At 63.3% G+C, this 14,298-nt stretch carries 12 protein-coding genes and 1 tRNA gene; 7 read left to right on the top strand and 6 right to left on the bottom strand.

What is annotated here, in order from left to right:
• Window positions 1-34: 34 nt before the first annotated feature.
• Entirely contained in the window at window positions 35-2,140 is a 2,106-nt protein-coding gene (locus WG900_RS08340; protein WP_339966252.1) for a sodium-translocating pyrophosphatase, read from the top strand.
• Window positions 2,141-2,411: 271 nt separating this feature from the next.
• On the opposite strand, the gene WG900_RS08335 is transcribed toward WG900_RS08340, so the two are convergent.
• Entirely contained in the window at window positions 2,412-3,683 is a 1,272-nt protein-coding gene (locus WG900_RS08335; RefSeq protein WP_339966251.1) for a bifunctional diguanylate cyclase/phosphodiesterase, read from the bottom strand.
• Between the two features lie 91 nt (window positions 3,684-3,774).
• Between WG900_RS08335 and WG900_RS08330 the strand changes: the two genes are divergently transcribed.
• The 4 genes from WG900_RS08330 to WG900_RS08315 all read left to right on the top strand — a co-directional run bounded on the left by WG900_RS08330 (window position 3,775) and on the right by WG900_RS08315 (window position 7,057).
• On the top strand, window positions 3,775-4,554 hold the full coding sequence (locus WG900_RS08330; protein ID WP_339966514.1) for an NAD kinase: 780 nt from the start codon (window positions 3,775-3,777) through the stop codon (window positions 4,552-4,554).
• 79 nt (window positions 4,555-4,633) lie between these two features.
• Window positions 4,634-4,708, top strand: a tRNA-Asn gene (locus WG900_RS08325).
• A gap of 97 nt (window positions 4,709-4,805) precedes the next feature.
• Window positions 4,806-6,608, top strand: coding sequence for a DEAD/DEAH box helicase (locus WG900_RS08320; protein ID WP_339966249.1), 1,803 nt, complete (start codon window positions 4,806-4,808; stop codon window positions 6,606-6,608).
• Window positions 6,605-7,057: a YaiI/YqxD family protein gene (locus WG900_RS08315; protein WP_417597283.1), complete on the top strand. Its 453-nt coding sequence runs from the start codon at window positions 6,605-6,607 to the stop codon at window positions 7,055-7,057. The genes WG900_RS08320 and WG900_RS08315 overlap by 4 nt, the downstream gene beginning before the upstream one ends.
• On the opposite strand, the gene WG900_RS08310 is transcribed toward WG900_RS08315, so the two are convergent.
• The 4 genes from WG900_RS08310 to WG900_RS08295 are packed head-to-tail and all read right to left on the bottom strand — an operon-like array spanning window position 7,054 to window position 10,282.
• Window positions 7,054-7,581, bottom strand: a complete 528-nt coding sequence (locus tag WG900_RS08310) for a nuclear transport factor 2 family protein (protein WP_339966248.1) — start codon at window positions 7,579-7,581, stop codon at window positions 7,054-7,056. The two genes, WG900_RS08315 and WG900_RS08310, sit on opposite strands and share 4 nt — an antisense overlap.
• A 15-nt stretch (window positions 7,582-7,596) precedes the next feature.
• Window positions 7,597-8,580, bottom strand: a complete 984-nt coding sequence (locus tag WG900_RS08305; RefSeq protein WP_339966247.1) for a zinc-dependent alcohol dehydrogenase family protein — start codon at window positions 8,578-8,580, stop codon at window positions 7,597-7,599.
• Window positions 8,580-9,344, bottom strand: a complete 765-nt coding sequence (locus tag WG900_RS08300) for an SDR family NAD(P)-dependent oxidoreductase (protein WP_339966246.1) — start codon at window positions 9,342-9,344, stop codon at window positions 8,580-8,582. The genes WG900_RS08305 and WG900_RS08300 overlap by 1 nt, the downstream gene beginning before the upstream one ends.
• A complete protein-coding gene (locus WG900_RS08295; protein ID WP_339966245.1) occupies window positions 9,341-10,282 on the bottom strand; it encodes an alcohol dehydrogenase catalytic domain-containing protein in 942 nt (313 codons plus the stop codon). The genes WG900_RS08300 and WG900_RS08295 overlap by 4 nt, the downstream gene beginning before the upstream one ends.
• A 167-nt stretch (window positions 10,283-10,449) precedes the next feature.
• On the opposite strand from WG900_RS08295, the gene WG900_RS08290 reads away from it, so the two are divergent.
• Together WG900_RS08290 and WG900_RS08285 are read left to right on the top strand one after the other, a co-directional pair.
• Window positions 10,450-10,959: a nuclear transport factor 2 family protein gene (locus tag WG900_RS08290; RefSeq protein WP_339966244.1), complete on the top strand. Its 510-nt coding sequence runs from the start codon at window positions 10,450-10,452 to the stop codon at window positions 10,957-10,959.
• A 103-nt stretch (window positions 10,960-11,062) separates the two neighbouring features.
• Complete coding sequence (locus WG900_RS08285; protein ID WP_339966242.1) at window positions 11,063-11,509, top strand: nitroreductase family deazaflavin-dependent oxidoreductase; 447 nt, start codon at window positions 11,063-11,065, stop codon at window positions 11,507-11,509.
• A gap of 36 nt (window positions 11,510-11,545) precedes the next feature.
• Here WG900_RS08285 and secA read toward each other — a convergent pair whose 3' ends face one another.
• Complete coding sequence (gene secA, locus WG900_RS08280) at window positions 11,546-14,272, bottom strand: preprotein translocase subunit SecA (RefSeq protein ID WP_339966240.1); 2,727 nt, start codon at window positions 14,270-14,272, stop codon at window positions 11,546-11,548.
• Window positions 14,273-14,298: the final 26 nt, after the last annotated feature.

Here is a 14,298-nt window from a genome sequence, read left to right as displayed (position 1 = left end):
TTCGAGAGGATTCTTAAACAGGAGGGGCAACACCGTGAGCCTAGTCACGATCTCCATTATCCTGGGTCTGGTCGCCGTAGCATACGGCGCGTTTACCAGTACCCAAGTGCTCGGCGCTTCTGCCGGCAACGCAAAAATGCAGGAAATTGCTGCGGCCATTCAGGAAGGCGCTCAAGCCTATCTGAAGCGCCAGTACACCACCATCGCCATCGTCGGCGTGATCGTGGCGGCAATCGTCGCTTTCGCCCTTGGTACGATTTCGGCCACCGGCTTCATCATCGGCGCAGTGCTTTCGGGCGTGGCGGGCTTCATCGGGATGAACATCTCGGTGCGCGCCAACGTGCGGACGGCGGCTGCGGCGCAGACCGGCTTGCAGCAGGGCCTGACGCTGGCGTTCCGCGCCGGTGCCATCACCGGCATGCTGGTCGCGGGGCTCGCGCTCCTCGCCATCGCCGGGTTCTACTGGTACCTGACTCAGGTGGCAGGCTATTCGGTGGGCGGCGATGACCGCACCGTGGTCGATGGCCTTGTCGCCCTCGCCTTTGGTGCCTCGCTGATCTCGATCTTCGCGCGTCTTGGCGGCGGTATCTTCACCAAGGCCGCGGACGTCGGCGCCGATCTCGTCGGCAAGGTCGAAGCAGGCATCCCCGAAGACGATCCACGCAACCCGGCTGTTATCGCCGATAACGTGGGCGACAACGTGGGCGACTGCGCCGGCATGGCTGCCGACCTGTTCGAAACCTATGTCGTCACCGTCGGTGCGACCATGGTTCTCACCGCGCTGCTGCTGAAGGGCGTTGCCAATCTGGAAGCGCTGATGGCGCTGCCGTTGCTGATCGGCGGCGTGTGCATCGTCACTTCGATCATCGGCACCTACTTCGTTCGCCTCGGTGGCGGCAAGAACATCATGGGCGCCATGTACAAGGGCTTCCTGGTGACGGCCGTGCTGTCGGTTCCCGCCATCTGGTGGGCGATTGGCTATGCGCTGGGCGGCATGGAAACGGTGATCAACCCGGGCGCGGCCCAGGAATTCACCGGGCGCACGCTATTCTATTGCTCGTTCCTGGGTCTGGTCATCACCGGCCTGATCATCTGGATCACCGAATACTACACCGGCACCAATTATCGCCCGGTGAAGTCGATCGCCAAGGCATCGGAAACGGGCCACGGCACCAACGTGATCCAGGGTCTGGCCATCAGCCTTGAAGCCACCGCCCTGCCGACCATCGTCATCTGCGGCGGCATCATCATCGCTTATCAGCTCGCCGGTCTCATGGGCATCGCCTATGCGGCAACCGCGATGCTGGCGTTGGCCGGCATGGTCGTGGCGCTCGACGCTTACGGCCCTGTCACCGACAACGCTGGCGGCATTGCCGAAATGGCCGGCCTCGACGATTCGGTCCGTGAAAAGACCGACGCGCTCGACGCCGTGGGCAACACCACCAAGGCCGTGACCAAGGGCTATGCCATCGGTTCGGCTGGTCTTGCCGCGCTGGTGCTGTTTGCTGCCTACACGACCGACCTCAAGGAGTTCTTCCCGAACCTTGAAGTCAACTTCAGCCTTGAAAATCCCTATGTCATCGTCGGGCTTCTGCTCGGCGCCCTGCTCCCGAACCTGTTCGGTTCGATGGGCATGACCGCCGTTGGCCGCGCTGCGGGTGACGTGGTCAAGGACGTGCGCGACCAGTTCAAGAACAACCCGGGCATCATGACCTATGAGACCAAGCCGGACTATGCCCGCACGGTCGATCTGGTCACCAAGGCGGCGATCAAGGAAATGATCGTTCCGTCGCTGCTGCCGGTGCTGGCCCCGATCGCGGTGTACTATGTGATCACCTGGGTGGCCGGCGATCAGGCGGCAGGCTTTGCCGCACTGGGTGCCATGCTGCTGGGCGTCATCGTTGGCGGCCTGTTCATCGCCGTTTCGATGACCTCGGGCGGCGGCGCATGGGACAATGCCAAGAAGTACATCGAAGACGGCCACCACGGCGGCAAGGGCTCTGAAGCCCACAAGGCTGCGGTGACCGGCGACACGGTCGGCGATCCCTACAAGGATACTGCCGGTCCTGCCGTGAACCCGATGATCAAGATCACCAACATCGTCGCGCTGCTTCTGCTCGCGGCGCTGGCGGCACACTGATCTGACATTTCCGCTTCGCGAAAAACAATGCCCCGTCCGGTTCGCCGGGCGGGGTTTTTGTTTGTCGAGTTCATGCAAAGAAAAGGTGAAGGGGTTCACGCAGAGGCGCAGAGGAAGAAGGGGAGACGCAGAGGGGCATCGCTCGCGGCTATGCCGCTTTCATTCTCTGACGGTACGGATCAAGTGAAAGCGGATTGATGAAGGTGCCTTGCGGCAAAGCGCGACATCTCTGCGCCTCAATTTTTTCTCTGCGCCTCTGCGTGAACCCCTTCTAAAACAACTCCGCAAAAGCCCCCGCCCCCATCGGCTTCGCACCAAGGAAGCCTTGCCAAGCCGAGCACCCCTCAGCCTCAACCGCCGCGCGCTGGGCCTCGTTCTCGATACCCTCGGCCAGCACGCCTAGGTCCAGCGCGCGCGCCATGGCGACGATGCCGCGCAGCACGGCCAGATCACGGGAATCTTCGGCGATCCCCTCGACCATCGTCCTGTCTAGCTTGAGCTTCTGCAGCGGCAGCAATTTCAGGTAACGGAAGTTGCAGAACCCCGCGCCGAAATCGTCGAGCGCCACGCCCATGCCCTGCCCGACCAGCGTGGTAAGCGAGCGGCGGGCCAGCGCAATGTCCCAGACCAGCGCCTGTTCGGTGACTTCGAGGACGATCCGATCCGCCGCCATGCCGCTGCGCGCGACGATGCCGGACAGGACTTCGGCGTAATTGTCCGCCGCCAGATCGGCCGCCGTCACGTTGATCGACAGGTGCAAATGATCCGGCCAGCTTGCCGCCAACTTGCAGGCCTTGGCCGCGATATGGTGCGAAAGCTGCGCCACGTGATCCGCCCGCTCGGCAATGGCGAACAGCGCGCCTGCACCGATCAAGCCAAGTTTGGGATGCTGCCACCGGGCCAGCGCTTCCGCCCCGATTAGCGCATCGCCCGGCAGCGCATATTGCGGCTGGAACAGGATCTCGATCTCGTCACGGTCAATCGCCTGCAGCAGGTCGGCATCAAGACGCGCGGCGCTGCGGCCCACGCCTGATACCTTGCCTCCCACCCAGCCGATCCGCTGTGATGATTTCTGCCCCAGCGCCGATTGCGCCTGCCCCAGCCGATCAAGTACTGATTCGGCATCCTCGCCCGGCGCCGCCCGCAGCAGGGCAAGTCGGGGTGAGAGCCGCATGTCACCCGCCTGCGCGCCGATGGGCCGCGCGACCGCCTCAGCCAGCCCCTCGGCGATGATCGCCCAGCGTTCACGGCTGCAGGCTTCGCGCGACGCCAGCAGGAAACTGCCACCGCCAATCCGGGCGGCGAACCACGCGGCGTCGATCTCGCTACCGGCGTAATGGGTCAGCCGCGTAGCAACCTCGGCCAGCGCGCCATCGCCGGCGCTCGCGCCCCAGGCGAGGTTGATCGCATCAAGCCGCGGGAAAGCGAGTAGCAGCGCGTGCACCGGCCCTTCATCCAGCCAGCGCCCCAACTGCTGGCGCGCGGCATCGGGGCCCATCAGGCCGGTCAGCGCGTCACGTTCAGCCAAGGCAAGCACATCCATGGTCCCGGCCATATCCCTAATGGTTTGCAAAATGTTCAAGACGCAGCGATTCGTTGCCAAATTCCGGGGCACCCGATACGAGGCACGCACCATGGGCAAGGACTTCAAACTGGCGCTGGTCGTATCCGATACGGCCAAGGCGCAGGAAGGCGCAGAAGCGCTGCGCGGCGCACATGACTGGGTGCGTGCGGACAAGGCCGACGCGCTGGTCGTACTGGGCGGCGATGGCTTCATGCTGCACGTGCTGCACCGGATGCTCGATCATGGCCGGGTGGTGCCGGTCTATGGCGTGAACCTGGGCACTGTCGGCTTCCTCATGAACCGCCATCGCGGCTCGCGGCCGATTGCCGAGCGGGTCGCCCGCGCCCGCGAAGTGGCTGTCGTGCCGCTGGAAATGCGAGCCCGAACCATCGGCGGGAAAGAGCACAAGTACTACGCCATCAACGAGGTGTCGCTGCTGCGCGAAACCCGCCAGACCGCGAAACTTGAGGTCAAAGTCAACGGCAAGGTCCGCATGGCCGAACTGGCGGGCGACGGCGTTCTGGTGGCAACGCCCGCCGGCTCCACCGCTTATAACCTCTCCGCCAACGGCCCGATCCTGCCGCTCGGTTGCGGCATGCTGGCGCTCACCCCGCTCAGCCCGTTCCGCCCGCGCCGCTGGAAGGGCGCGATTCTGCCTGACAGCGCCGAGGTGTGTTTCTGCGTGCGCGAACCGGACAAGCGCCCCGTCGCCGCCGTGGCCGACCAGAAGGAAGTGCGCAACGTCGCCGAAGTCCACATTTCCGTGGCGCGCCAGCACCAGCTGACCCTGCTTTTCGATCCCGGCAAGTCGCTTGAGGAAAGGATTTTCGCAGAACAGTTCCAAGTGTGAACTTACCCTGTTGCCAAACGTATCAGCGCTGCTATAGGCGCACCCCTGCCCCGGCATTGACCGCAGTTGCCGGGTTTGTTCCCTGATAGCTCAGCGGTAGAGCTCTCGACTGTTAATCGAGTGGCCGTAGGTTCGAATCCTACTCAGGGAGCCATTTTTCTTCATCGCAATCAGCCGCGGCGATTCCGCACCTTGGTCTGTCAAGCGATGTTCCCAGCAGCCTGTGATGCTGCCCATCGAAGATAGAGACCATGACTTTCAACACGACTTTCACGCTGCTGGGCGATGCCCTGACCGCCCGTGGCTATGCCGCGCCCACCGCCGTTCAGGCCGCCGTGCTCGAACCCGAAGCGGTCGGCCGCGATTTGCTGGTGTCCGCGCAGACCGGCTCGGGCAAGACCGTCGCATTCGGCCTCGCCATGGCACCGCAACTGCTCGACGATGGCGGCCGAGCGCGTTTCGCCATGGCGCCGCTGGCGCTGGTTGTTGCTCCGACCCGCGAACTTGCCCTGCAGGTCAGCCGCGAGCTTGACTGGCTGTTCACCGCTACCGGCGTACGCGTTGCCACCTGCGTTGGCGGCATGGACCCGTCGAAGGAACGCCGCGCGCTGAGCCAGGGCGCGCATATCGTCGTTGGCACCCCCGGGCGCCTACGCGATCACCTTGAGCGCGGCTCGCTCGACCTGCGCGAACTCTCGGTCGCCGTCCTCGACGAGGCCGACGAAATGCTCGACATGGGTTTCCGCGAAGACCTTGAGGAACTGCTCGACGCCACACCCGAAGGCCGCCGCACGCTGCTGTTCTCGGCAACGATGCCCAAGCCGATCGTCGCGCTCGCCAAGCGCTATCAGCAGGACGCGCTGCGCATCTCGACCGTTGATTCGGAACGCGGACACGGTGACATTGCCTATCAGGCGATGGCCGTTGCGCCGGCTGACATCGAAAACACCGTGGTCAACGTCCTGCGCCTGCACGAAGCCGAAACAGCGATGCTGTTCTGCGCCACGCGCGACAATGTCCGCCACCTTCACGCCAGCCTGACCGAGCGCGGCTTCGCTGCCGTCGCGCTTTCAGGCGAGCACAGTCAGAACGAACGCAACCACGCCCTTCAGGCCCTCCGCGACCGCCGTGCCCGCGTCTGCGTTGCCACTGACGTTGCCGCGCGCGGCATCGATCTTCCCACCTTGTCGCTGGTCGTCCACGTCGAAATCCCGCGCGATGCCGAAGTGCTCCAGCACCGTTCAGGCCGTACCGGACGTGCCGGCAAGAAGGGCACGGCGATTCTTATCGTGCCTTACCCGCGCCGCCGCCGGGTCGAATCCATGCTGCGCGATGCCCGCGTTCCGGCCGAGTGGATCAACGCACCGTCGGCTGCCGAAATCCGCGCGGCTGATAGCGAGCGCCTGCTTTCCGCCCTGCTCGCGCCGGTTGAGGCCGGCGAAGGCGACCGCGAACTCGCCGCGCGCCTGCTCACCGAGCGCAGCGCCGAAGATATCGCCGTGGCCCTCGTCCAGGCGCACCGCTCGCGTCTGCCCCAGCCCGAGGAACTGCTCGCTGCCGAGGCTTCCGCCCCGCAGCGCGGTCCGCGCCCGGGCTTCGAAGGCAGCTCGTGGTTCCGGCTCAACGTCGGCCGCCGCCAGAACGCTGATCCGCGCTGGATCCTGCCGCTGCTGTGCCGCCGCGGCCATGTCAGCCGCACCGATATCGGCGCGATTCGCCTCACGGCGGACGAGACACTGTTCGAGATTGCCGGCCCGATGGCTGCGCGCTTCCTCGATGCCGTGAAGCGCACCGCCGAAGAAGATCCCGATGTCGAGATCGTCGCCATCGAAGGCAAGCCGCGTGACGAAGCGCCGCGTTCGCACGAAGGCCGCCGTGACAATGCTCACGGTAATCGATCGTACCGCGATGGCCCCCGCAATCACGGTCCACGCGACAATGGCCCGCGGGGCGATGGTCCTCCCCGTTCCGGCCCAGGCGGCAGCGGCGGCAAGCACGCGCCGCGCGCACAGCGCAAGTTCGTCCACCGCAAGGGCCCCAAGACGCCCAAATGATCGCGATCCACGTCGATGCCGATGCCTGTCCGGTAAAGGAGGAGATCTACAAGGTCGCCTTCCGGCATGGCGTTCCGGTTACCGTGGTCAGCAACAGCCCGATCCGCGTGCCGCAGCACGAACTGATCAGCCGCATCGTTGTCAGCGATGGCTTTGACGCCGCGGATGACTGGATTGCCGAGCGCGCCGCCCCCGGTACCGTCTGCATCACCGCGGATATCCTGCTCGCCGACCGCTGCTTGAAAGCCGGTGGCACCGCGATTTCGCCCACCGGCAAGCCCTTCACGCTCAATTCCATCGGGAGCGCCATCGCCACCCGTGCGATCATGGCCGACTTGCGCGCGGGCGGTGACGTTATCGGCGGTCCGGCCCCGTTTTCAAAGACCGACCGCTCACGGTTTCTGTCCGCGCTGGATGAAGTCCTGGTTCGGCTGAAGCGCCGCGGCTAGGCCCCGTTCAGCAGCGACGCGATATGAGCGATGCCTGCGGGACTCGCGGCATGATCCTTCATGCTGTCCAGCACCGGATCGACCTTAACCCCGGGTGCCGTTTCCAGCACCGCCGGATTGCCGCCCCACCACTGCATCCGGCAGGATCGGCGCGCGATGCGCCAGCCTTCTGGGTGGCGGACCAGACGGTCCTCGTACCAGCCGGTCGATTCGAACATCGATCCACCTTGCGGGACAGTCCGGATGAAACGTCCGTGGACATAGCTGATCGATGAGGCGTCATTCCCCGAAACCGAAACGTGATGATTGGTCGTGACGTGCTGGGTTGAGGCAAAGGATTCATGGATCATGGCAAAGGCGGCTTTCAGGTCTGTCCGGCCTTTCCACACCGCCTGCCCACCAAAGTCCGCCGTGATATCTTCGGTGAAAACCTGGTCGAACAGGTCCCAGCACTGGCTATCGACGGCGATGGCGTAAAGGTTGAGGCAATTGACGATGGCAGAAATCTCGGTGGCTTCAGCCATTGTGCTTCTCCCGGTTCAGATGGTGACGACGATCTTGCCGATCTGCTGGTTGCTCTCCAGTCGGCGGTGCGCCTCGACAATGGCTTCAAGCGGATAGATGCTGTCGATCAGCGGGCCCAGCGAACCGCTCGCCAAGCGTGGCAACAGCCAATCGATCATCCTTGCCCGCGCGCCGGCATCGCGAACGATGCTGTCAGCAGAAAACCCCCGGACGGTCAGATTGGCGAGCATCATGGCCGGCAACGGCAGTTCCACCGTGTAGCCGGCAAGCATGCCATAGGCGATAACGATGCCGCCCGGTGCGACCGCCGGGATCATGGCCGCCAGCGGCGCGCCGCCCAGCGCATCGAACAGGATCCGGACTCCCTGCCCGCCGGTAAGGTCCAGCAAGCGCGTAGCCACATCTTCTTCATCGCTGGCAATAACGTGTGCCGCGCCGGCAGCCAGCAGCGCCTCCGCCTTCTCACGGCCGCGCGTGACGGCAATCGGAAAGGCCCCGCAAGCGTTGGCGAGCTGGATGGCGGCGATACCGACCGACGAAGAGGCCGCAGTTATCGCGACCACATCGCCCGGCGCGATGCTGCCCGCGGCAATGAGCGCCCAAGCGGTGCCGCATTGCATCCAGCTTGCCGCCGCCTCCTCGAAGGTTTGCGACTGTGGCACGGGCACCAGCATTTCGGCTGGATAGACAATCTCTTCCGCATGGGTGCCAAAGTCTTCCATCGACAGTCCGTAGAGTGTCGCAACCCGGTCGCCGACCTTCCAGTCGCTGACCCCTGCGCCGATTGCCGTGACAATTCCGGCGGCTTCATAGCCAATCCGGCTAGGAAACTGGACGGGGCCCATGGCGCCGCTGCGGAACAGGGCCTCCACACGGTTGAGGCCAAATGCCGCGACGGCAATCCTGACTTCACCCGGCCCGGGATCGCGGACTTCGGCTTCGTCAAGCGAGAGAACTTCCGCCCCGCCGAACGCATGAAACCTTACGACGCGGGCCATCAGAGCTTGAACCCGCCGCTGGCGTCGATCGTCTGCGCAGTGACCCAGCGGCCAAGCGGCGAAGCGAGGGCGAAGACAATGTCGGCAATCTCTTCGGGCGTGCCGAAGCGCCGCAGCGCCGTATTATCGGTAACCGCTCTGGCAGCGACCGGATCTTCAGTGACATGCAGGTTCGTCTCCCCCGCTGTAAATCCGGGCGCAACGCCGTTGACTGTGATGCCGCGCGGTCCAAGTTCGCCGGCAAGGACCCGCGTGAAGGCATCCAGCGCGGCCTTGGCCATCGTGTAGAGAATGATCCCCGGATCGGTCAGCCTCGCCCCGACAGAGGACAGATTGATCACTCTCCCGCCGTCTGCGATCCGCGGGTGCAGCGCCTGGGTAAGGAAAAATGCACCTCGCACATTGTTGCTGAAAACCTGATCGAACTGGCCTTCGTCAACATCCGTGATCCGGCCGTAATCCCCGCCTCCGATGTTGTTGACGAGGATATCCAGCTGGCCCGACCCCTTATGCTCGATCAGGGCGGCATCAAGGCCCGCAGCCAATTGCGCGGCACCGGCAGCACCGCCCAGCTTCGCCTGAACGGCAAAAGCCTTGCCGCCGGATGCCGCGATCAGATCGAGCGTCTCCTGCGCCGCCTTCGCATTTTCTGCGTAGTTGACAGCAACCAGCGCACCTTCGCTCGCCAGCTTCAGGGCAATCGACCTGCCCAGTCCGCGACTTGCCCCGGTGACCAGCGCGGTCTTACCGGCAAGCGCGGTCATGGCGTCGCGACCAGACGTCCAACGACGCCGCCGGCCTTGAGGCGGTCCAAACCCTGCGGAATTTCATCAAAGCCCAGCGCGTTTGCCTCGATCTCAAGCTCGCCCCGAGCCATATGTGCGATCACGGCCTCAGTCGCGCCGGGCATGGCACCGCCGCGCGATCCGCGCAGGGTGACCATCTTGCCGGTAAGTTCGGCGGTGTTGATCGTCGCTTCGGTCTTGCCGAGCCCGACCTGAACCACAGTGCCGCCGGGTTTCACTGCGCTGATGGCACCCGCAGTCGTCGTGCCGAAGCCAGCGAAGTCGACGATCAGATCACACTGAAACTGCGCCAGTTCGGACACGTCGGCCACGATTTCGCGAAGTCCCAGCGCCCTGGCCTTGTCCCACGTCTCGCGGCGCGGTTCCGCGGCATAGACCTCGCCGCCATTGACCACTGCGATGCGGGCGCCCGTCATGCCCAGGCCGCCAAGGCCGATGATACCGACTTTCTGTCCCGTCTGCATCTGTCCGCTGCCCATGATCGCGCCATAGCTTGTCATGCCGGCATCTGTTGCCGCGGCGCCTTGCATATAGCTGACCTCTGGAGGCAGCTTCACCAAGCCGGATGCCATGGCAAGGCACTTGGTTGCATAGCCGCCATCCACCCGCCAGCCGGCGGCAAATTCCTCGGGTCCGTTCAAAACCACGCGCTCGCCAACTTCATGGTCGGTGACACCATCACCCACGGCGCTGATCTCGCCGGCGACTTCATGGCCGAGGATCATCGGAAGGCCGGGCAACATCCAGGTCAAAGTTCCATCAAGGAACCCGCAGTCGCTGTGGCACAGGCCTGCTGCCTTTACATCAATCACCACCTGCCCCGGCCCGGGAACAGGGTCGGCACGATCGATCATCTGCAAAGGTTCGCCAACGCCGGTGAATAGCCAGGCCTTCATCGTCTTTCTCCCGCTGTGTCAGTGCGATCACTGTATCTCTTGCGTTTTTGATACATCGTGTATCATAGATCGCAACTGGAAGCTCGACCTGTTCCGATGCAGGCAAGTCGGATGATCGCCGCAAGCCATCTGGGAGACAAACGATGACAACACCCACATCGCAAATCATGACCGAGCTGGCCGACCGGGAGGCTATCCGCGAATGTCTGTATCGCTATGCCCGCGGCGTGGACCGGCTCGATGCTGAAATGATCCGCAGCGCCTACTGGCCCGATTGCGATGATCAACACCTGGCCTTTCGCGGAAATGCCGAGGAGTTCATCGACTGGGCCTTTCCGATCATGGGCCAGATGGACCAGACACTGCACATGATCGGCAACATACTGATCGCGATCGAAAGCCATCAGGCGTCGGTTGAATCCTATTTCTACGGCTACCACCGGATAACGGTTGATGGCGTGAAGCAGGACGTCATCGGAGCGGGGCGTTACCTCGATCGTTTTGAAATGCGCGGAGACGAATGGCGGATTGCCGAGCGGCTCGTTATGACGGACTGGTTCCGACACTATCCGGACTCGGCAGATTGGGATGCTGGCCTTCTGGGCATGCAATGTCCGATGGGCTCAAGAAGGCCTGACGATCCGAGCTATCGCACCTGTGGTCCCGCCCTGATCTAGATTCGCATTAGCGAATAATCATTCCCCTTTTCGATCTTTCTGGACAAGCGCGGTCTGCCCGTGGCATTTCTGTCGCCTGTCAGAACGTGTTTGGGAGAAGCCAGTGGTCGATACGTCGAAAGTCCAGTCCGTGCCGGGCACCGACCTCAGCCTGAAGGGTGAGGAGCACGTCCGGGTCTACCGTGAAACCAATGGCGAAACCGGCTATATCTGGAACGGGGTCACCACCCTGCTGCTGACCTTCACCGGCCGCAAGAGCAAGCAGAAGCGGACCATCGCGATCATCTATACGCAGGTCGGCGATGCGCCGGTGATCATCGCCAGCAAGGGCGGTTGGCCCGAACATCCGCAGTGGTATCTCAACCTGCTCGAAGACCCGGACTGTGAAGTCCAGATCAAGGACCGCGTGTTCAAGGCTCGCGCGCGCACCGCTGAATCCCCCGAACGCGAGGAAATCTGGGCGCAATGCGTGAAGAACTGGCCGAATTACGACATATACCAGTCGCGCACTGAGCGGCTGATACCGGTAGTCGTGCTTGATCCGGTGTAAGACTGGCCCCGGCCGAAACCGGGGCGCCTCATTTCATCAAGCAGCCGCCCCGTGGCAGTGCTTGTACTTCGCGCCTGAACCACACGGGCACGGCGCATTGCGCGACAGGCCCAGCGCTTCATAGGGATCCTTGCCCAGCGCGGCATGTTCCGCCGTCGGCGCTGCCGTGCCGAGCGTTGCCAGCATGGCTTCCGAACCGACCAGCGGCTTGTAGGCATCGTTCTCGCCGGTGAACGGATCGATGTGACCCGTCAGGAAGTCGGGCAGGTCGGGCAGCTCAGGCTGGGGTGCGAATTGCAGCTGGCTCGTCGACAGGATCTTGGTCACGTCCTCGCGGATCGCCTCAAGCATGCGCTCGAACAGGCTGAACGCTTCGCGCTTGTACTCATTGATCGGCTGCTTCTGCGCATAGGCGCGCAGGAAGACCACCTGGCGCAGCGCGTCGAGCGTGGCGAGGTGTTCCTTCCAGTAATGGTCGAGCCGTTCGAGCAGGACGCTCTTCTCGACCTGGCGCCAGATCTCCTGATTGTCGATCATCTTGGCATCCATCGCCTCGTCAGCGAGCCTGGACACGCGTTCCTCGACCTCTTCGGGATCGATGCCGTCTTCCTCGATCCATGCCTCGAAGGGAATTTCGATGCCCAGCACGTCGGCAAGGCGGTCTTTCAGGCCTGCCACGTCCCACTGTTCGGGATAGGACCCGGGAGGGCAGGCATCGCCGACCAGCGCGTTGACGGTATCGCGGCGCATGTCGACAACAACGTCATCCACAGCATCGGCGTCCATGATGTCGGCGCGCTGTTCGTAGATCACCTTGCGCTGGTCGTTCATCACGTCATCGTATTCGACGACCTGCTTGCGGATGTCGTAATTGCGCGCTTCGACCTTCTTCTGCGCGGTCTCGATCGCCTTCGACAGCCACTTGGAGCCGATCGCTTCGCCATCGGCAAGGTTCGAATTCATCATGCGGCTGAACAGCGTGTCGGGGCCGAAGATGCGCAGCAGGTCATCCTCGAGGCAGAGGTAGAACTTCGACATGCCCGGATCGCCCTGACGGCCCGAACGGCCTCGCAGCTGGTTATCGATACGGCGGCTTTCGTGGCGTTCGGTGCCGATCACGCAGAGCCCGCCTGCGGCCAGCACGGCCTCCTTTTCGGCGGCGACTTCGGCCTTGATGCGTTCGACCCCGGCATCATGCTTCTCGCCTTCCGGAAAGTCCCTGAGCTCATCATTGATGCGGAACTCGGCATTGCCGCCCAGCTGTATGTCGGTGCCGCGGCCGGCCATGTTGGTGGCCACGGTCACCGCACCGAGCCGTCCGGCCTGAGCGACGATGTGGGCTTCCATTTCGTGGAAGCGTGCGTTCAGAACCGCGTGCTTGACGCCCTCCTTGTTGAGGTAATCGGACAGCAGCTCGCTCTTCTCGATCGAGACCGTGCCGACCAGCACCGGCTGGCCGCTGTCGCTGCGTTCGCGGATCAGCTTGGCGATGGCGGCGAACTTGTCGGCCGTGTTCTTGTAGAACTCGTCCTCTTCGTCGATGCGCTTGACCGGGATGTTCGTCGGGATGGTGACGACATTCATCTTGTAGATGTCGAAGAATTCGGCCGCTTCGGTCGCCGCCGTGCCGGTCATGCCGCCCAGCTTGGGGTACATGCGGAAATAGTTCTGGAAGGTGATCGAGGCCATGGTCTGGTTCTCGGGCTCGATCTGGACGCCTTCCTTGGCCTCAACCGCCTGGTGCAGACCGTTCGACCAGCGGCGGCCGTCCATCTTGCGGCCGGTGAACTCGTCGATGATCACGATCTTGCCGTCTTCGACCACATAGTCGTCGTCACGCTTGAACATGATCACGGCGCGCAGCGCTTCGTTGAGGTGGTGGACGACCTGCGTGTTCTCGACGTCGTAAAGGTTCGACCCTTCGAGCAGCCCGGCGTTTTCCAGCTCACGCTCGGCCCATTCGACACCGTCTTCGGTCAGCGTGATCGACTTGGTCTTCTCGTCCTTTTCGTAGAGCTCCTCGGGCAGGCGCTTCACGATGGCGTCGACCGAGACGTAAAGGTCGCTCTTGTCGTCCGTCGGGCCGGAGATGATCAGCGGGGTGCGCGCTTCGTCGATCAGGATCGAGTCGACTTCATCGACGATGGCGAAGTTGAAGGGGCGGTGCACCATCTGCGACCGTTCATGCTTCATGTTGTCGCGCAGGTAATCGAAGCCAAGTTCGTTGTTCGTCGCGTAGGTAATGTCGGATTCGTAGGCGACGCGGCGCTCTTCCTCGACCAGGTTGGGCACGATCACGCCCACGGTCAGGCCGAGGAACTTGTAGATCTGGCCCATCCAGTCGGCGTCACGGCGGGCGAGGTAATCGTTGACCGTGACGACGTGGACGCCCTTGCCCTCGATCGCGTTGAGATAGACCGCCAGCGTTGCCACCAGCGTCTTGCCTTCACCCGTGCGCATTTCGGCGATTTCGCCGCGATGGAGCACGATGCCGCCGATCATCTGCACATCGAAATGGCGCATGCCGAGCACGCGCTTCGAAGCTTCGCGCACCGTGGCGAAGGCTTCGGGCAGGATATCGTCGAGGCTCTGGCCCTCTGCCAGCTGGGCGCGGAACTTATCAGTCTGGGCGCGCAGTTCGTCATCGGAAAGCGCCTCGAGCGTGGGCTCGAAGGCTGCAATTTGGCGGACGATCTTGTCGAGGGACTTTACATAACGGTCGTTGGATGAGCCGAAAATGCGCTTGGCAATGGCGCCGATCATAGGGATTTCCTGAATTTACGGGGGCG

Origin of the sequence: Novosphingobium aquae (genome assembly GCF_037572715.1) — a bacterium.
GTDB classification, from domain to species: Bacteria; Pseudomonadota; Alphaproteobacteria; order Sphingomonadales; family Sphingomonadaceae; genus Novosphingobium; species Novosphingobium aquae.
Note: the sequence above shows the minus strand (reverse complement) of the source record. Positions and strands in the feature narration are given on the sequence as shown.